We start from the raw sequence: 17,854 nt of genomic DNA on the forward strand, positions 1-17,854 counted from the left end.
ACGTCGCCCATCCCTGAACGAACGAACCGGTGAGGGGCGGGACCTTGCCCGTCCCGTCCTTCACCTGAGAGGAACGTCGATGGAGGACTCTACGTCCCCCTCCACCTCGAACACATCCCACAAGGTCGTCTGGCCTGCCGCTGCGGTCCCCGGCCAGGGCATCCCGTGGCTCGGCCCAGACCGAGCGGACGTCCGGTCCGCCTCTCCGGGGACCGGAGACCGACCGGACCGTGCTGCTGGTCCGGTCGGTCCGGAACCGGACCGGTCCGCGACCGGAACCCGGACCGGAGTTCCGGTCAACCCGGACCAGGAACCCGGACCGACGGAGAACGCGCAGCTCAACGGCCTATCGGACCGGACCGGAAACCCGGACCGCGGACCCGGTCCGGAAGCCGAGGACCGGGCGGAGGGTTCCGGTCGGTCGGCCGGCGAACCCGGACCGCCGGTCCCGGTGGACCACGGTGCTCCGGGGACGGTCCCCGAACCCGGACCGGGAACTGGGGACCGCGAGAGTGCCAGCCTCAATGCATACCGGGACCAGGCCGGGACCGTCGTGCTGGACGAGCTGCGTGCCGCGATCGGCCGGTACGTCGTACTGCCGAGCGAGGAGGCACTGACGGCGGTCACCTTGTGGGTGGCGGCCTCCCACATCCAGCCCGCCCTCCAGCACGCACCGCGCCTGGCGGTGGTGGGACCGACCAAGGGATGCGGAAAGTCCCGCGTCCTGGACGTGCTCCACGAGACCGTGCACAAGCCGATGATGACGGTGAACACCTCGCCGGCGGTGGTCTTCCGGATCATCGGCGAGGACCCGCCGACGCTGCTGGTGGACGAGGCCGACACCATTTTCGGCCCGAAGGCGGGCGACAAGGAGGACCTGCGTGGCCTGCTGAACGCCGGACACCAGCGCAACCGCCCTGCCTGGCGGATATCCGGCCCGGAGCACAAGCCGACCGCGTTCCCGACCTTTGCCATGGCCGCGCTGGCAGGCATCGGCGACCTGCCGGACACGATCATGGATCGCGCCGTCGTGCTCCGCATGCAGAAGCGCAAGCCCGGCGAGAAGGTCGCTCCCTTCCGCTCCCGGCACTCCGTCCCGGAACTGAACGCGCTGCGCGACCGACTGGCCGCGTGGCTGACCCCACTGCGCGGGGCAGCTCACCGGCTGGTGCCACCGATGCCGGTCGAGGACCGGGCCGCGGACACCTGGGAGCCCCTGGTCATCGTCGCCGACCTGGCCGGCGGCCACTGGCCCGCCCAGGCCCGCGCCGCCTGCCTGGCGATGACCCGCACCGAGCTGGTCCAGGACGAACAGACGACGCTGAAGACCCGGCTGCTCCGGGACATCCGCCGCGCCTTCGAGCAACACGGCGACCAGGAAGCGCTGCGCAGCCACGACCTGCTCGCCTCCCTCCTCCAGGATGCCGAGGCACCGTGGGCCGAGCACGGCACCAAGGGCCTGAACGCCTACCACCTGGCCAACCTGCTGCGCGACTTCGGCATCAGCCCGGCCAACCACCGCTTCGAGAACGGCAGGCAGGCCAAGGCGTACGCCCGTAACCAGTTCCTCGACGCCTGGGCCCGCTACTGCCCCGCCCCCGCCCCACCGGCACCCACAGCCGGCGAGGCCGCGCTCGCACGTCGAGCCCAGGGCAAGCCACCGGCCCCTCCGTCCGGGACGCTGCCCATCGGCCCGCCCGACGGACCTGCCGGCCCCAAGCCCACTCGCTGACCCCAGCTCCGTACCGATCCGTCGCATCCGTCCCCGCGCAGGTCAGCGCGGGGACGGAGTTCCTCGCCGATACGGATCACTCCGTACCTGCGACAGCCTCCGTACCTGTCCTGACCAGCTACGGGACGGATGCAACGGACGTGACGAAGCCCCACCCCACACGACCGGAGCACCACCATGCCCGAAACGAGCACCGACAACTCCCCCACCCGCCGCCGCAAGGGATTCTTCGGCCTGACCCGCCGATCAGCAGCAAGCTGGAGCGAACGAGCCTCTAACGAGGCTTCGTCCGCGCTTGCCCCCGCCCCAGGGGTGGCGGAGGAGAAGGCCGAGCGCCAGGGGGCGCCCGAGCCGGAGGAGGGTGCAGCCGAGACCGGCTGCCCGCCCGCAGCCGACTCCGTCGCCCCTCGCCCTCAGATGCCGACCGATATCCCACCGCCGGTCGAGCAGCTCTCCTGGCGGGATCTCGATGCCCCCGTCCTGCCCGCGCTGATGAACCGCAAGCGGACGGTGGAGAAGCGCGACCAGGAGAAGACCATCCGCTTCACGCGGACCGCTGTGAGCGTGATCAGCGCCGCCGCTCACCAGCGCGGCCAGAAGTTCGCTGGATTCGTCGGGGACGCCGCCTTGGCCGTCGCCCTGGGCAAGGCGGGGCTGGTCGGCAGCCCGGAGGACGACCCGGTCCGCCCGCTGATCGAGGCTGTCGAGGCGCACACGGTCGCGCTGAACCGCATCGGTGGCAATCTCAACCAGATCACCGCAGCCATCCACCGAGGAACCGTGCCCGAACGCGCCGAGGCGGTACTGGACCGCGTCGAGCAAGCCGCCGAGAACAGCTACCGACTGATCGACCAGCTCCTGACGGAAGGCACCGCACATGGTTCCTGACGTCTCCACCGGCTCCGACACCCGCGGACTGATCGCCTACCTCTTCGGCCCCGGCCGCCGAGACGAACACACCAACCCGCACATCGTCGCCGCCTGGGACATGGCCGGCGCCCCCGACCCCGGCCGCGACCCGGCAGCCACCTACTCCCAGCTCTCCAAGCGCCTCGACCACCACGTCGACCTGCGCACCCGCGAGCTGGGCGGCAAGAAACCACCCCAGCACGTCTGGCACTGCCCGGTCCGCACCGCGCCCGGCGACCGCTACCTCACCGACGCCGAGTGGGCCGAGGTCGCCCGCCGCATCGTTCACGCCACAGGCATCGCCCCCGAAGGCGACGAGAAGGCATGCCGGTGGATCGCCGTGCGCCACGCCGACGACCACATCCACATCATGGCCACCACCGTCCGCGCCGACGGGCGCCGCCCGCGCACCCACCACGACGGACAGCGGGCCCAAGCCGAGTGCCGCAAGATCGAAGCCGAGTTCGGCCTGCGCCGCCTGAAGTCCGGCGACCTCACCGCGCCCCGCACCCCCACTGGCGCCGAACGCGCCAAGGCGGAACGCCAGGGCCAGACGGTCACAGCACGGCACTGGCTGCGCGAACAGGCGTACGCGGTCGCCGCCGCCGTACACAACGAAGCCGACTACTTCACCGTGCTGCAGTCCCTCGGCATCAAGGTCAAAACACGCCTCGGCCCCGAGACCGGCGACGTGATCGGCTACAGCCTCGCCGCACCCGGCGACACCAACGCAGCCGGCGAACCCGTCTGGTACGGCGGCTCCAAACTCGCCCCCGACCTCTCCATCAACCGCCTACGCGAACGCCTCCCCGACCAGAAGGTGGCCGACCACCCCCGGTATATGCCGGACCCTGCCGAGCCGTGGCGCCACACCACCACCGCCATCCACGCGGCCCGCACCGTACTCGACGCCGGTGACGATGCCGCCGCCCAGGGCCACCTGGCAGCCTTCGGCGACGCCCTGTACAACATCGCCAGTGCCACGACCGGCCCCCACCGGGCGGAACTGCGGGCGGCGGCGATGGCGTTCAACCGCGCCCGCCGCTCCGCCACCCGCGCCGACCACCAGGCCGCCACCGCCCTGCGCAAGGCCGCCAAGGAACTCGCCTACGCCTCCAGCGAGCCGGGCGGACTCGCCATCGCCCTGCTCTTCGCCACCGTGCACCTGGCCCGCGCCGCCGCCAAGTGGCACGAGCAGCACGGCCACGAACAACAGGCCGCTGCGGCCGAAGAAGCCTTCCGCCACCTCCAGGCGGGCTACCAGCAGGCCGCCACACCCGTCTTGGCGGACCTGGCCCGCCGCGCACCACGAGCCGCAACCGCCAGCCGCTTCGAGCAGGACATTCGTGCGGCCCTCCCCGACCACGCCGACCGGATCTTCGCCGACCCCACTTGGACCGCCCTGACCACAACCCTCGCCCAAGCTGAGACCGCCGGCCACAACCCCCGACGCCTCCTGGCCGAGGTGGGCACCCAGCGGGAACTCGACAGCGCCGAGCACCCCGCCGAGGTCCTCAACTGGCACATCACCGCTCAACCGAACCGGCGGACGCAAGCAGCTAGCAGCCGAAGCACCATCAGCGGAACGCCGTCCATGTCCGCCACGCCACACCCTCCGGCCACGCCAATGGCCACGAGGCCCGAAGAGCGCAGTCGACACCGCTGACCCCGGATTCGCCCAGCCAGATTCCCGACGAAGGGTGCGGCCGGCGAAGGCTGGCACAGACCCTGGTGCGACACGTTCCCCAAGGGAACACTTCCAGTGTTCCCTTGGGGAACGCCCAACCCTGAGGAGACGGCGCTTTCCGTTCAGTTCTGGATGGCGTACCAGATCAGCTGGAGTGCTGAGCGGTTGCCTGAAGGCGCTCTCAAAGAAAGCGGGCGTCGAGACGTGTGTCGATGACATGATCGCGCACGTTGATGAGAAGCCACGCCGAGTACGCGTTCTTTCAGATTGCCAGCCATCAAGGGACCCGTCGCATCGGTTAGCCGTTTCCTCCAGCGCCCAGCCCAAAGAACCGCTCGAAGAACTGTGTCAATGTTTCGATCACACGCTTCTTCTTGTCGCTGTGGCCGCCATCACGACTGAAACGAGAGACGGGGGGAAGGATCTTCGTAATCTCCGTACCAGTCGTACGGATCTGCCCGTCACGGAACGCAGCCGTGATGAACGCCCGGGTCTGCTCGGGCTTGAGTTTTTGCTCCTCGATGATCGCCGCGAGTTCAGCATCTCGCTTCGCCCCCACGTATGCCTGCCACTGTTCATCGACAGCGCCGTGCACAGACAGCGAGTTCACGAAGTCTTCAACAAGGTCACGCTTGCTCCGCAGGCTCGGGCTAGCGTCGACCGCACGCGAGATCTGGGCACGAATCTCCTTGTCCTCACCGTTCCCACGCTCGGCCCGCATCTTCTCAACGAGCATCAAGATGTAGTCGACGTTGATCTCGACCTGCTTGACCAGTTCGATCTCGAAGACGACATCCTCGTTGATGCGTTCCTTCTCCGCGGCGGTCTCCGCACGGAACTCGGCGTACAAGTTGAGGTAGATACTGCGGTAGTCCTGGTGCTGGCGATCTGCCAACAGGTCCTGGCCGACGAAGTCGTCGAACTCGGTCAGGATGTTGTGCAGCCGCAGTACGGCACCGAAAAGGTTGATGAAGGCCTTCTGGGCCTGCTCCCCAATGATAGGGGTGCCAAGCGGGAAGGTCTGTAGCAGCTCGGTGACCTTCTCGGCGTACTCACTGTAATACTCGCTGTAGGACGGCACGATGACGATGCCCTTGGTGTCCTTGTTCCCGAACAGCTCGAGCGCCGCGTTCGTCTCCTCTTCGAGGTCACGGAAGACGACGATATTCCCGTGGCGCTTGACGGAGTTGAGGATTCGATTGGTGCGCGAGTATGCCTGGATCAAACCATGCATCTTCAGGTTCTTGTCGACGAACAGAGTGTTGAGCGTGGTCGCGTCGAAGCCGGTGAGGAACATGTTCACCACGATGACCAAGTCGATCTCGCGGTTCTTCATTCGCTGCGACAGGTCCTTGTAGTAGTTCTGGAACTTGTCGGCGCTGGTGTCGTAGCTGGTGCCGAACATCGCGTTGTAGTCCCGGATCGCATCTTCCAGGAACGTGCGTGCGTCTCCGCTCAGTCCGTCGGTGTCAAACGCCTCGTCGTCAAGGATCCCGTCATCGGTGGCCTCGTTCGCGCCGTAGGAGAAGATGATGCCCACCTTCAGCCGCTGATCCGGGGTGAGCGCCTCTTGCTGAAGCTTGAACTGCAAGTAATAGCGCTGCGCTGCCTCGATTGAGGCGGTGGCGAACAGGGCGTTGAAGCCGCGGACGCGCTTCCTCTCGCGAAGCGCCTCTGCCTGACGCCGCGGCCGGGTCGACTCCGCAACATTGGTGACAACCACGTGCTCATAACTCGTCTGCCGCTTCGTCTTCTGATCGAAGTGCTCCAGGACGTACGTCGTGATCTCGCGGAGCCGGCGTGTATCCAACAGAGCGCGCTCCCGATCGATCGCCGAGACCTGCTTGTCGTCTGGGTTGCCAACCTTGATCGTGTTGATGTAGTCGATTCGGAACGGCAGGACATTCCTGTCCGTGATCGCGTCTATGATCGTGTACGTGTGCAGCTTGTCGCCGAAGGCCTGCTCAGTGGTCTTCAGCAGCGGGTTCCCGCCGTTCGAGGAGTTGGGGGGGAAGATCGGGGTGCCGGTGAAGCCGAACAGGTTGTACCGCTTGAAGGCTCGCGTGATGTCGGTGTGCATGTCGCCGAACTGCGACCGGTGGCACTCGTCGAAGATGATCACGGAGTGGCCCGAGAACACCTCGTGTCCCCGGTTTGCCTTGATGAACGTCGACAGTTTCTGGATTGTCGTGATGATGATGCTTGCGTTCGGATCCTCCAGCTGCTTCTTCAAGATCGCCGTGGACGCGTTCGAGTTGGCGGCGCCTTTCTCGAAGCGGTCGTACTCGCGCATCGTCTGGTAGTCGAGGTCCTTGCGGTCGACGACGAACAACACTTTCGCGACATCAGGTAGCTTCGATGCCAGCTGCGCAGCCTTGAAGGATGTCAACGTCTTGCCCGACCCGGTCGTGTGCCAGACGTACCCGCCCGCCTCGACGGTGCCAAGCGTCCTGCGGTTCGTCGAGCACTCGATCTTCCGCAAGATCCGCTCCGTCGCCACGATCTGGTACGGCCGCATCACTAGCAGGTCACGGTCGGCTGTCAGCACGCAGTACTTCGTCAGCACGTTCAACAGCGAGTGCTTGGCGAAGAACGTCTTGACGAACGCGGTCAGCTCCGCGATCGGCTTGTTCTGCGCGTCCGCCCACCACGACGTGAACTCGAACGAGTTACTGGACTTCTTCCCCTTGCCCGCGCCGCCAGCTTTCTGGCTATCCTTCAAGTGCTTCGAGCGGGTGCTGTTGGAGTAGTACTTCGTCAGCGTGCCGTTGCTGATCACGAACAACTGCACATACTCGAACAACCCAGAGCCTGCCCAGAAGCTATCGCGCTGGTACCGGTTGATCTGGTTGAACGCCTCGCGGATGTCCACCCCACGGCGCTTGAGCTCGATATGCACCATCGGCAGACCATTGACTAGCACCGTCACGTCGTACCGGTTCGCGAAGCTCGCACCGCCCTCGCCCCGGTCAACCTCGTACTGGTTGATGACCTGCAGACGATTGTTGTGGACGTTCTTCTTGTCGATGAGAGTGATGTTCTTCGTCGAACCATCGTCACGGTTCAGAATTTGAACGTGGTCTTCCTGGACCCGCACCGTCTTCTCTGTGATGCCCTCGCTCTGTCCGGCAATCTTGGTGGAGAAGAACGACTCCCACTCAGAATCCGAGAACGACATGTGGTTTAGCGCCTCAAGCTGGATCCGCAGGTTCGCGACAAGCTGCGCCTCCGATGCGATCGGGAGGTACTCATACGCCTGCGCCTCCAGCAGACGGATCATCTCCTGCTCAAGCGCCGCCTCCGATTGGTATGTCGCGGCTCCAGAGGCATCGGGGACGTACTCAGCAACGACGGTGCTTTCAGCCGAGACGGCGATCGGGTCGTACTTGCGCGCCTGCGCTTCCCTCATGCCGCAGCCTCCGTGAACGTCAAGAGCCGATCACGGTAGTGCTCGTACTGCTTGCGGCGAAATGAGATCTCAGCAGGTAGCTCGAAATCGATGTCCTTGACGAGGGCATCAAAATTGTCGAGCGTCTCAACGATCTTTTCCTGCACTGCCAGATTCGGGACCGGGATCTTGATATCGGCGAGCCCAGCCGCTGAGAGCCTCTTCACCTTGGCCCGCGACACATGGCGTTCCTTCTGGCGATGAAACTCCCTTGTCTGCACCGCATAAGCGACATACTTGGGGTTCAACGGAGAGGTAAACACGAATGTGTCGTCGTGCGTCGCCACTGGTTCGTTTCCTAGCCACGCAACAGCTTTACCCACGTCTTCAACCGTCTCGCCAACACCGGCGAATACTACGCTCCCAGGTTTCGCATACCGAAGTTGATCGCGAAGCTCAACACGGACCTGCCTAACGGCCTTGTTAGTGGAGGTTCCGTATTCGGTATAAATCTCACCGTAGTGGATGCTTGGAATTCCAGAATCCACCACATCGTTCTTGGTGAAGCGACGTCCACGGACAAAGGAACCAACGTCACCTAGGCGAAGATGCTCTGCCCCGACAGCCTCGCTCACCAGCTTGTCTCGGTAGTACTGATACTGGCGGCGGCGCGCCTCCAGCTCCGCCTCCAGCTCCGCCTCCAGCTCCGCCTCCAGCTGAGTGAACTGATCCAATACTCTCACGATCTCCCGTTGCACCTCGAGGGGTGGCATGGGTACTCGCACCTTCGCGAGGCGCGCCTTCGATACGTTGAAGCGAGTCACACCGTTTGCAGTCTTGATGATTTGGGAGCGCATCCCGCTTGATCGGAACAGGTACTTGGAGAAATCTGGATCGAGCAGGTCTGGATCGTTCGGCCTGAACCCAATGCAGAAGCTATTTAGATAGAGAGGTTCGTTCACCTTTGCAGTCACTACAGACGTCATACCGACTTCGTCAGCAGACTCCGACGAGCCAGTGAAAATCACATCGCCGTGCTTGAGCATCCGTTGCCGTTCGCCGGATTCGACTTTCACGAAGTCATTAGCCTCGACGTCGACTGCGATGTTGCTGAACACGTTCGTATAAGACACGTAACGGGCGTTGCCATCACTAAAGTCAGCCTTCGACTTGCCCGTTAGTCCGCCGAAGACCGTACCTGAATCACCAAGCTCCTTGAAAACTACACCGCCCGGGCGCAGCTCATGAAGCATTTCATCGATACGGCTCACGAGACGCCTCCTCCTGTGATCTCACTAATATTCTCGACGTTCCAGCCTAGCTCTTCGATCGCTTGCGCGTATTCGTTGTCACGGCTTACTTCGTCAACAACGCCTAGGACCAGCTGGAGGCAGGGCTTGTATTTCTGGAGCGCTTCCTCTTCGCTTGACTCGCCATGGATAATTTCACTGAGCTCGCGAAATAGCTGGTAGCCGTCACTTGAGAAACGTCGCGGAATGATGTTGCGAACTTGATTCACATTCTCCAGCACCACGGAAAATGGGAGATTTCGTCCGTTATGCTTCTTTGTCTCGATCTTGGCAATCTCGGCCACTTCGAACGTAACGAGCTCGAAGATTTTACGAAGGTAGACGATCGACCCGGCACCGAGCTGGTTCTCATACGCGAGCTGCGCTCGTTTGACCAGATCCGAGAACGGGCCACGATGGCTATCAACCCTGTCAGCGCGGTCACGAAGATTTTCCGTGTAGCGCTCGACACGCACTTCCGGCGCAACACTGGAAATATCGCTGTTGCTGCCGATCAGGAACCATATCTCCACAGATGACTGGCACTCGATGCACTGCAGTGTGGCGTCGATACTGATCTGATTGTTGCCAAGACCCAAGCATGACAGCTCATCTCCAGACATGAAGGTTCGCTGAGCGTCACAGGCGCGGCAATGGAAATTTCGGAGGACCTTCCCTACTTTGATCCTCTTGTGCCTACCCCACTTCAGTGCGTGCCCGTCGAGAAAACCATCCACTTGCATGGTTTCCACAGCGGGAGCGTCGGATAGGAGTTTAGACAAGCGCATTTCCCCCCGCTTCCAGCTCGGAAACGATCGCGTCGATCGACGTGCGCAGCTTCGCCTGCCGCGCCACGATGCGGGCGATCTCGGCGTTCAACTCGACGATGTCGACCTCTGTGCGCTTGTCCTCCGACTCCACATAAGAGGACACAGCGATGTTGTAGTCGTTCGTCGCGATGTCCTCGATGCTGACGAGCGTGGTGAAGTGATCTTCCGGCTCACGCGTGGTGAACGCATTGAGGATCCTCGCCTGGTGCTCCTCGAGCAGCTTGTTCTTGTTGCCGACACGCTTGTACTCGGCTGAGGCGTCGATAAATAGCACATCGCTGGAGTTTTTCGACTTCTTCAGCACAAGGATGCACGTGGCGATCGTGGTTCCGAAGAACAGGTCGGCGGGCAACTGGATGACTGTGTCGACGTAGTTGTTGTCGATCAGGTACTTACGGATCTTCTTTTCCGCACCCCCGCGGTATAGCACCCCAGGGAACTCGACGATCGCAGCCGTGCCGTTGACGGCGAGCCAGCTGAGCATGTGCATCGTGAAGGCCAGATCGGCCTTCGACTTCGGCGCCAGCACGCCCGCCGGCGCAAACCGCTCATCATTGATCAGCAGCGGGTTCGCGTCACCTTCCCACCTGATCGAGTACGGCGGGTTGGAGACGATCGCCTCGAACGGTTCATCGTCCCAGTGCGCCGGGTCGATGAGAGTGTCGCCGTGCGCGAGGTTGAAGTCGGAGTAGTTCACGTCGTGTAGGAACATATTGATCCGGGCAAGGTTGTACGTGGTCAGGTTGATCTCCTGACCGTAGAAGCCCCGGCGGACATTGTTCTTGCCGAGCACCTTGTCGAATTTCAGCAGCAGCGAGCCTGACCCGACCGCCGGGTCATAGACCTTGTTAACCTGCTTCTTGCCGACGACCGTGATGCGCGCCAGCAGTTCCGAGATCTCCTGCGGCGTGTAGTACTCGCCACCGGACTTGCCCGCGTTGGCCGCGTACATCTGCATCAGGTATTCGTAGGCATCGCCGAACAGGTCGATCGAGTTGTCCTCAAACCGCCCCAGCGGCAGATCGCCGATGGCGTTGAGCAACTTCACGAGCTTCTCGTTGCGCTTGGCGACCGTTCCTCCGAGCTTGTTGCTGTTGACGTCAAGATCGTCAAACAGCCCCTTCAGATCGTCCTCGCTGTCGGTTCCCAGCGCCGAGCCTTCAATGTTCTTGAAGACTCGAGCGAGCGTTTCGTTGAGGTTCTCGTCCCGCGCGGCGCGCTCGCGGACATTGGCGAACAGTTCAGACGGCAGAATGTAGAAGCCCTTCTCTGCCACCACCTCGTCACGAGCGAACTCGGCCTGCGCGTCGGGAAGCACCTTGTAGTCGAACGACTCATCTCCAGCTTCATGTTCGCCGTGGTTGATGTACGCCGTTAGGTTCTCGGAGATGAAGCGGTAGAAGAGCATGCCCAGCACGTAGCTCTTGAAGTCCCAGCCGTCGACACTGCCGCGCAGGTCGTTCGCGATACGCCAGATCGTCTTGTGCAGCTCTGCCCGCTGGCCTTCTTTGGTGGTCGGTGCCATGTTGCAGTTGCTCTCCTCCGCGCCACGGCGCGATCACGTTGCTTCGAAGTGTGCAGCCAGGGTAACGGCGGCGGCACAGCCGCGGTGGCTGCAGTTCCGATCTTGGCGCGCTCTGGCGTCGGTGGCCTTGCTGGTGACAGGGGGTGGTGTCCTGGGCCCTAGCGTTTGCCTGAGTCGCCCAGGCCTGGATCGATCAGCCCTGACGAGCGGACCCGGAGATGAACGAACACGGCCCCTTGTGGATCATGGAGTTCTCTGCACTTCAAGATCCATGAGGGTGCCGTGTCCGTCCCGCCATCATCTCCCACTCCTCGACCGCCTTATCTCAGCTCGCGACGGCGACGACCGGCTGAGCGAGGAGAGGCTGGTCTCTCGCGGTGCTCCTGCTCGTGGCCGGCCACGAGGTCACGACCGACTTCCTCGGCAACGCGACCCTGTCCCTGCTCCAGCACCCGGCCGAACTCGACCGCCTCCGCCAGAACCCGGACGGCATCCCTGCGGTACTGGACGAGCTGCTTTGATTCGACTCCCCTGTCAGCACGGCCACTTTCAGGCACACCACCGAGGCCACACTGACATCCCGGTAGACGCACCGGTACTGGTCGCCCTCGGAGCTGCCAACCGCGACCCGGAACGATTCCCGCCACTAGGCCAATTCGATACGGAACGGGACGCTGCCGGCTACCTCGCCTTCGTCCGTACCCTGACGGGGATTACTGCATCTACCTCTCGGAAGACTTCCGTATGGGCAGTTTTTAGTACCCACGGGAAGAGTCCCTCTGTCTGTTTGGTCAGAAATTCCTCGACGCTGTATCTGCGGAAGTAGACACGCTTCTCAGACAGCCGAGCCGTAGGTCCGGCAGGGCAGTCGGTACCGCCCGAGTTGGTCCTGACCCCACAGGCACCCAGGTAGTCAGCCCCCGCAGCGCATCCTGATGCCCTCGCTGCTCGTGGCAGCGAGGGCTCAGCCGTCAGGCGGTGCGGGCTGTGTGTAACTGCGCGACCCACCTCACGACCTCGGTCAGGTGCTCGGGCTGTAGACCGAGGTGCGGGTCGGGTTGAACGAGGAGCGTCGCCGTTCCCTTGGCTGTGCGCTCCTCCGCCCAGGCGTGGTCGAGGCCGGTGAAGTCGTCGTCGATCCAGATGGCGGGAGCGTCGCCGAGCCAGGCGTCGACGTGGTCGCGCTTCCAGAGGTAGCCGTTGGGGTGGCTGGTGGTGATCTGGGGACGTGGCAGGTCGACGTGCGGCAGGGCCGGGAGGTCGAGAAGGGGCCCGATGAGGGTGGTGGCGTCCTGGCGCCAGCTGGTGCACCAGACGGGAGTGACCAGGCCGGTGCGGATGACGTCCATGAGCAGGCGGCCGTGGTCGGGGTTGAGCCAGACGGTGAACGGGTTGTCGGCGCTGCGGCCAGTGGGGACGACGTCGTGGCGGACGTGGGTGGCCGGGGCCGAGCCCTCTGCGTCGGGGAAGGGTATGAGGACGCCGTCGATGTCGAGGAGCAGGTAGGGCGGGCGCATCGGTTCCTCCAAGGGAAGCCGGGCGATGGCTGGTCAGAGCTTGCGGGCGCGGATCAGCAGGGTGGTGGGCCAGTGGCCCCTGCGGGGGTCGTGGAACTCCTGGGCCGAGGTGAGCCAGAAACCCGCCTGGCTTAGGTGCTTCTCCCACCGGTCCGTGGAGAACTCCCAGCGGGCGATGGGTAGGCGGGTGCGATCGGGAAGAGTGACGTGGTCTCGACGAGGCCGGTCGTCACCCGAGGGGCTTCGGCCGCCACGCTGCGGGTGCGGGACGGAGAAGGCGAGCACCCGGCCCGGCGTGAGGCGCTGGGCGATGGCCGGTAGCAAGAGCTCGGGGGCGACGAGCCCGACGGCGCCGAAGACGGAGTAGATCGCGTCGAACTGTTCGTCGGAGGCGTGCAGGTAGTGCAGGGCGTGGCCGGCGACGAAGGTGAGGTTGTTCAGCCGTCCGTAGTGGGAGCGGGCGCGGCGGACCTGGAGGCCGACCAGGTCGACGCCTGTGACGTGGGAGCCGTGGCGGGTGGCGAGGTGGGCGGCGTTGTGGCCGGGGCCGCAGCCGAGCTCCAGGAGTCGCTTGCCGCGCAGGTCGGGGCCGAGGATCTCGGCTCCGGGCCCTCGGCCGGGTCTCGTGGTCCACTCCAACCGGGCAGGCACGGAGAGGGGTTCGGCGAGTCCGGCAGCGGTGCGCTGGAGCGCGTGGGCATGCCAGGGGGATGCCTGGGCGAGCACGTCAGATCTCCAGGAGGTGGAGGACGTCGGTGAGGTGGCGGCGGACGGCCTTGATATAGGCGGGGTCGGTGGCCGGGTCGTTGATCCAGCGGATGGACTGCTCCATGAACCACTCGACGGCCCACATGCGGTGCCAGCCCAGGGCCCAGTTCTCGGCGGTGAGCCCGCCGCGTGGGGCGAGGGCGTCGGGGGTGCCGCCGGCGGTGACGTACTGCTCCAGGAAGACGCGCAGGCGCACGGGGTGCGGGGGTTCGATGGTGCCGTGCCAGCTGGCGAGGTCGAGCAGGCCGGGGCCGGTGAAGGCGCGGGCGAAGTCGAGCAGCCTCCATCCGCGCTCCCCGATGTGGAGGCTGGTGGGGTGGAACTCGGAGTGCATCCAGCCGAACGGTTCCAGTGTTGCTCCGGCCGAGCGGGCCTCGGCGGCCTGGGCGATCCGGTCGAGCGCATCCTCGACGTCGTCGGCGTCCTGCCACCGGTCGACCTTACGCAGCCGTTCGAGGTGTTCCAGCGCCCGGGCCGGAAGTGCGCGCAGGCGCTCCTGGCCGAGGACGGGCAAGGGCGGAGCCGTACGGGTGCCGTGCAGGATCACGGCCGCGGCGACGCCGTCGAGGTCGTCGGCCTCGCGGACGGACGGGCCGAGGTCCTCCATGAGCATGCCGAGCCAGCCGTCCAGGACGGCGGAGGCGTGGACCTGGGGGACGGGTACGCCGAGGGTGTGGGCCAGGCGAAGGGCCTGGTCCTCGCTGTCGAAGGGCTTCTTGGCGTACTTGAAGATGGCCGTGGAGCCGTCGGGGAAGGCCACGCGCTCGACGCCGGACATGGACCACACGCGCACCTCCTCCCGTACGGCGGTGGTCTGGCCGGTCGCGGTGAGCAGGTTGTCGAGGAGTTCGACGCTGGGGTTCGCGGTCACAGGAGGGCTCCGGGGAGATGGTGGCGTCCGGGGCGGGCGAGGGATGCCGGCCCGCCCCGGAGCCTGATCGGGTGGTGGTTACGCGGCGGGGTTCACGCGGTGGGCGTAGACCTGCTCGATCCAGCCCGCCTTGAAGGCCGCGAGGTCGTCGCGGAAGTTCGCCATCGAGGCGCCGTAGGGTGCGACCACGCCGCCGGACTGGTCCGGCACGGACTGGCAGCCGTGCACGAGCCGGCCACCGAGGGCGGCGTGGGCCTTGATGGACTCGATCCGGCGGTGCTCGTTGAACCAGCCGCCGTGGTAAACCTCGTCTAGCATCCCGCCCGTCTCGTCGTCCAGGTCGAAGACGACGGAGGTGGCGGCGGGGAAGAACCAGCACGGGCCGACGTTGGAGATGTGTCCGTCCAGCTCGACCTTGTTGAGCGCCATGAGCGTGGCCGCCTCGCGGAGCATCCGCAGGTGGTCGGCGGTGATCTGCGGCAGGCCGAGGCCGGCCAGGTGCTCCTCGCGGAAGAGGTAGGCGTACACCTCGTACGCGATGGCCAGGACGCGGGACGCGTCGGACGTGGACTCGCTGTGCTGTTTGATGAAGTCGAGCGCGAGCTGCTCGACCGCGCTCTCGGTCGTCTCGTCCACGTCCAGGAGCTGGGACTTGACCAGCTCCCAGTCGGCGACGAGCCAGGTGCTCGACTCGAAGCGGAAGAAGTACTCGGCCGGGTCGATCGTGATGCGCCGGCCGTCGACCTGGATGCCGGGCAGGCGGCTCCAGCGCGGGTCGAACGCCTCGGGCAGCTCGACCGTGATGGCCGTGGTGTCGATGGTGGTCACCGTGTCTCCGTCTCTGATCGGCCAGGCTCGGGCACAGGAATGCCCGAGCCTGGTGTGGGCGTACGGAACTTCGGGGTGCCGCCCGGACCAAGGGGGAACCTGGATCACGGTCGCGCCGTTCCGGGCGGCTGCCGATAAGTGAACCGGTGGTCACGCTCAGTGGGTACGGTGGAAGGCAGTTGAAGCGGTATACGCGGTTTACAGCTCCAGGGCGGAGGCGATCGTGGCGGCGCAGAGAGAACCCAACTCCCATCTGCGTGACGTCATCGCGGCGGTCGACTGCACGTACGAGACCCTCGCCAGAGACGTGCGGCGCATCGCGGCCGAGAACGGCGAGATCCTCCAGACCAACAAGTCGGCCATCTCGCACTGGGCGAACGGCGCCCGCGCCCCATCGGGCCGGGTAGGCCAGTACCTGGCCGAGGCACTGTCCCGGCGAGCAGGGCGCACGATCACCCAGACCGAGATCGGCCTACAGACCAGCGATGACGAAGCACCGACGGAATCCGACCCGGTCCTCGCCGCCACCGACCTGGGCCGCGCCGACGTCGAGCGCCGCCGCTTCCTCGCCATCGCAGCCTTCACCACTGCCGGCGTCGCCATGCCCCTCGTCTATGACCACGAGGTCACCGCCCGCATGCTCCGCGCCCGCACGGGCACCTCCGTGGTCGGGGCGGAGGACGTGGACGTCGTACGCCAGATCACCGCGGCCTTCAGCGCGGCCGACGAGCGCCTCGGCGGCGGTCACGGCCTGACCACCGTCACCGCGTACCTCGCCGATACGGCCGCCCCCATGCTGCGCGGACGCTTCCCCAGCGAAGCCTTACGCCAGGCCGCCTTCGGCGCTGTCGCCGAACTCGCCTACCTCGCAGGGTGGAAACACCACGACCTCGGCCAGGAAGGCGCTGCCCAGCGCTACTACCAGGTCGGCTACAAGCTCGCCTGCGAAGCCGACCCCCACGGCCACGCCGCCTGGATGATGCGCGCCCTCGCCCACCAGGCACTGAGCCTCAAGCAGCCCCACCACTGCGTCGACCTCGTCGAAGGCGCCCTACGCGCAGGTCTCGGCCACGTCGACGGCCAGACTGAGGCACTCCTCCACATCACCCATGCCCGCGCCTACGCCGCCACCAACGAGAACCCGTCGGCCGCACGTGCCCTGCTCGCCGCCGAGGACGCCCTCCTACGGGACGACGGCCTCCAGCCCAGCTACTCCCGTGTGAGCGGCCCCGCCGCCGGCACCGTGGCCAGCCACACCGCCCGCACCCTGACCGACCTCGCCGACCACATCGGCACCGAACAGCAGCACCGCGACGCCCTCACCCGCTGGGACCCGGTGAAGTACAAGCGCGTCCACGCCCTCACCCATGCCGATCTCGGCGACAGCCTGGCCGCCCAGGCCCGCGCCGACGAGGCCGTCGCCGCCTGGACCCAGGCCCTGGTCCTGATGGAGGGCATGACCTCCGACCGCACCCGTAAGGCGATCACCTCGATCCGTTCCACCCTCGCGGTCTATCAGCGGCGCCGCGTTCCCGGTGCCGCCGATCTCGCCCGCCGCGCCCGCGAGGCCCTCGCCTAACATGCCCAACACCCCGCCCGACGAAGGGAACACCGTGACCCAGCAGACCGACGACCAGCCCAAGGCCCTCAAGCCGGCGCTCGAATCCATGACCCTGCTGGTCGCGGCCGTCATCGTCCACGACAAGGCGACCAACCGCGTCGTCCTCCTCCAGCGCAGCGAGAACGCCAAGTTCGCCCAGGGCATGTGGGACCTCCCCGTCGGCAAGAGCGAACCGGGCGAACCCATCACCGAGACCGCGGTGCGCGAGCTCTACGAGGAGACGGGCCTCACGGTGAAGCCCGAGTCTCTAAAGGTCGCCCACATCATCCACGGTGCCTGGGGCGTCGAAGCTCCCAACGGCTTCCTCACGGTTGTGTTCGCCGCTCACGAGTGGACCGGCGAACCCGAAAACCGCGAACCCCGCAAGCACTCGCAGGTCTGCTGGGTCGACGCCAACGCCATCCCCGAAGCGTTCGTCGACACCACCGCCAGCGCCCTCCACCACTACCTGAATGACGGCTCGGAGGTATCGCTGGACGGCTGGTCAGCAGCGTGAGCATCACGCTGCTCCATCTCATACCCACGGACCCGCGCTTTTCGCCCGCGCCTGCTGCGAGCGAGGCCGCGCAGGCCCGGCTACAGCAACTGGTTCCTGAGGCGTTGGGCGGTTACGACGTTTGGGACATCCCCGGCACAGCCTTCATTGATCCCGGGGAAAACTGGTGCGGTGTTCGGTGCCCCGTATGCAGCTCCGACATCGAGGACTGGTGGGGCGACGCGATGGACACGGCAGCCCTTCCGGACGGCTATTTCGACGCGCGTACCGTGACGAGCCCTGTTGCTCTGCCCAGACGGACTTGAACCCCTCGACTACGTCGAGGCTGCAGGTTTCGCCAGGTACAGCCTCGTCACCACAGACCCAGAATGCGAGCTGCCGCTACCGCCGGCG

The 17,854-nt window shown here is 65.4% G+C and carries 14 protein-coding genes and 1 pseudogene; 7 read left to right on the forward strand and 8 right to left on the reverse strand.

Translation table 11 applies throughout. From position 1 onward, the window contains the following. Nucleotides 1–451 precede the first annotated feature (451 nt). The 3 genes from ACXNSR_RS24870 to ACXNSR_RS24880 all read left to right on the forward strand — a co-directional run bounded on the left by ACXNSR_RS24870 (nt 452) and on the right by ACXNSR_RS24880 (nt 4,307). Nucleotides 452–1,732, forward strand: a complete 1,281-nt coding sequence (locus ACXNSR_RS24870; protein ID WP_392721552.1) for a DUF3631 domain-containing protein — start codon at nt 452–454, stop codon at nt 1,730–1,732. A 312-nt stretch (nt 1,733–2,044) separates the two neighbouring features. Continuing rightward, the gene (locus ACXNSR_RS24875) at nt 2,045–2,620 is read left to right on the forward strand and encodes a MobC domain-containing protein (protein ID WP_458643383.1); all 576 of its coding nucleotides are present in this window, start codon (nt 2,045–2,047) and stop codon (nt 2,618–2,620) included. After that, the gene (locus ACXNSR_RS24880; RefSeq protein ID WP_458637672.1) at nt 2,610–4,307 is read left to right on the forward strand and encodes a relaxase/mobilization nuclease domain-containing protein; all 1,698 of its coding nucleotides are present in this window, start codon (nt 2,610–2,612) and stop codon (nt 4,305–4,307) included. The genes ACXNSR_RS24875 and ACXNSR_RS24880 overlap by 11 nt, the downstream gene beginning before the upstream one ends. A 319-nt stretch (nt 4,308–4,626) precedes the next feature. On the opposite strand, the gene ACXNSR_RS24885 is transcribed toward ACXNSR_RS24880, so the two are convergent. Genes ACXNSR_RS24885 through ACXNSR_RS24900 form a run of 4 tightly spaced genes read right to left on the reverse strand, consistent with a single transcriptional unit; the run spans nt 4,627 to nt 11,360 of the window. Next, nucleotides 4,627–7,737, reverse strand: coding sequence for a type I restriction endonuclease subunit R (locus ACXNSR_RS24885; protein WP_458637673.1), 3,111 nt, complete (start codon nt 7,735–7,737; stop codon nt 4,627–4,629). After that, on the reverse strand, nt 7,734–8,987 hold the full coding sequence (locus tag ACXNSR_RS24890; RefSeq protein WP_458637674.1) for a restriction endonuclease subunit S: 1,254 nt from the start codon (nt 8,985–8,987) through the stop codon (nt 7,734–7,736). Before ACXNSR_RS24890 ends, ACXNSR_RS24885 begins: the two co-directional genes overlap by 4 nt. Beyond that, entirely contained in the window at nt 8,984–9,757 is a 774-nt protein-coding gene (locus ACXNSR_RS24895) for a hypothetical protein (RefSeq protein ID WP_458637675.1), read from the reverse strand. Before ACXNSR_RS24895 ends, ACXNSR_RS24890 begins: the two co-directional genes overlap by 4 nt. A 22-nt stretch (nt 9,758–9,779) precedes the next feature. Then, on the reverse strand, nt 9,780–11,360 hold the full coding sequence (locus ACXNSR_RS24900; protein ID WP_458637676.1) for a type I restriction-modification system subunit M: 1,581 nt from the start codon (nt 11,358–11,360) through the stop codon (nt 9,780–9,782). 307 nt (nt 11,361–11,667) lie between these two features. On the opposite strand from ACXNSR_RS24900, the pseudogene ACXNSR_RS24905 reads away from it, so the two are divergent. After that, a pseudogene (locus tag ACXNSR_RS24905) lies at nt 11,668–12,054 on the forward strand (cytochrome P450); the annotation flags it as partial. Between the two features lie 277 nt (nt 12,055–12,331). Here ACXNSR_RS24905 and ACXNSR_RS24910 read toward each other — a convergent pair. The 4 genes from ACXNSR_RS24910 to ACXNSR_RS24925 all read right to left on the reverse strand — a co-directional run bounded on the left by ACXNSR_RS24910 (nt 12,332) and on the right by ACXNSR_RS24925 (nt 15,344). Further along, nucleotides 12,332–12,877: an HAD domain-containing protein gene (locus ACXNSR_RS24910; RefSeq protein WP_458637677.1), complete on the reverse strand. Its 546-nt coding sequence runs from the start codon at nt 12,875–12,877 to the stop codon at nt 12,332–12,334. Nucleotides 12,878–12,910: 33 nt separating this feature from the next. Beyond that, on the reverse strand, nt 12,911–13,603 hold the full coding sequence (locus tag ACXNSR_RS24915; protein ID WP_458637678.1) for a class I SAM-dependent methyltransferase: 693 nt from the start codon (nt 13,601–13,603) through the stop codon (nt 12,911–12,913). A gap of 1 nt (nt 13,604) precedes the next feature. Further along, nucleotides 13,605–14,516 carry a phosphotransferase family protein gene (locus ACXNSR_RS24920; protein WP_458637679.1) on the reverse strand — a complete coding sequence of 304 codons (912 nt, stop codon included), beginning with the start codon at nt 14,514–14,516 and terminating at the stop codon, nt 13,605–13,607. A gap of 78 nt (nt 14,517–14,594) precedes the next feature. After that, nucleotides 14,595–15,344 carry a hypothetical protein gene (locus tag ACXNSR_RS24925; RefSeq protein ID WP_458637680.1) on the reverse strand — a complete coding sequence of 250 codons (750 nt, stop codon included), beginning with the start codon at nt 15,342–15,344 and terminating at the stop codon, nt 14,595–14,597. A 223-nt stretch (nt 15,345–15,567) separates the two neighbouring features. On the opposite strand from ACXNSR_RS24925, the gene ACXNSR_RS24930 reads away from it, so the two are divergent. Genes ACXNSR_RS24930 through ACXNSR_RS24940 form a run of 3 tightly spaced genes read left to right on the forward strand, consistent with a single transcriptional unit; the run spans nt 15,568 to nt 17,766 of the window. Further along, on the forward strand, nt 15,568–16,923 hold the full coding sequence (locus ACXNSR_RS24930) for a tetratricopeptide repeat protein (RefSeq protein ID WP_458637681.1): 1,356 nt from the start codon (nt 15,568–15,570) through the stop codon (nt 16,921–16,923). Nucleotide 16,924: 1 nt separating this feature from the next. Beyond that, nucleotides 16,925–17,461, forward strand: a complete 537-nt coding sequence (locus tag ACXNSR_RS24935) for an NUDIX domain-containing protein (protein WP_458637682.1) — start codon at nt 16,925–16,927, stop codon at nt 17,459–17,461. Continuing rightward, complete coding sequence (locus ACXNSR_RS24940; protein ID WP_458637683.1) at nt 17,458–17,766, forward strand: hypothetical protein; 309 nt, start codon at nt 17,458–17,460, stop codon at nt 17,764–17,766. The genes ACXNSR_RS24935 and ACXNSR_RS24940 overlap by 4 nt, the downstream gene beginning before the upstream one ends. Nucleotides 17,767–17,854 lie beyond the last annotated feature (88 nt).

The sequence above is a fragment of the Streptomyces sp. NC-S4 genome, assembly GCF_054353315.1.

Coding starts and splice junctions, on each gene's coding strand:
- ACXNSR_RS24880 (WP_458637672.1), top strand. CDS start 2,610: ATGGTTCCTGACGTCTCCACCGGCTCCGACACCCGCGGACTGATCGCC.
- ACXNSR_RS24885 (WP_458637673.1), bottom strand. CDS start 7,737: ATGAGGGAAGCGCAGGCGCGCAAGTACGACCCGATCGCCGTCTCGGCT.
- ACXNSR_RS24900 (WP_458637676.1), bottom strand. CDS start 11,360: ATGGCACCGACCACCAAAGAAGGCCAGCGGGCAGAGCTGCACAAGACG.
- ACXNSR_RS24910 (WP_458637677.1), bottom strand. CDS start 12,877: ATGCGCCCGCCCTACCTGCTCCTCGACATCGACGGCGTCCTCATACCC.
- ACXNSR_RS24935 (WP_458637682.1), top strand. CDS start 16,925: ATGCCCAACACCCCGCCCGACGAAGGGAACACCGTGACCCAGCAGACC.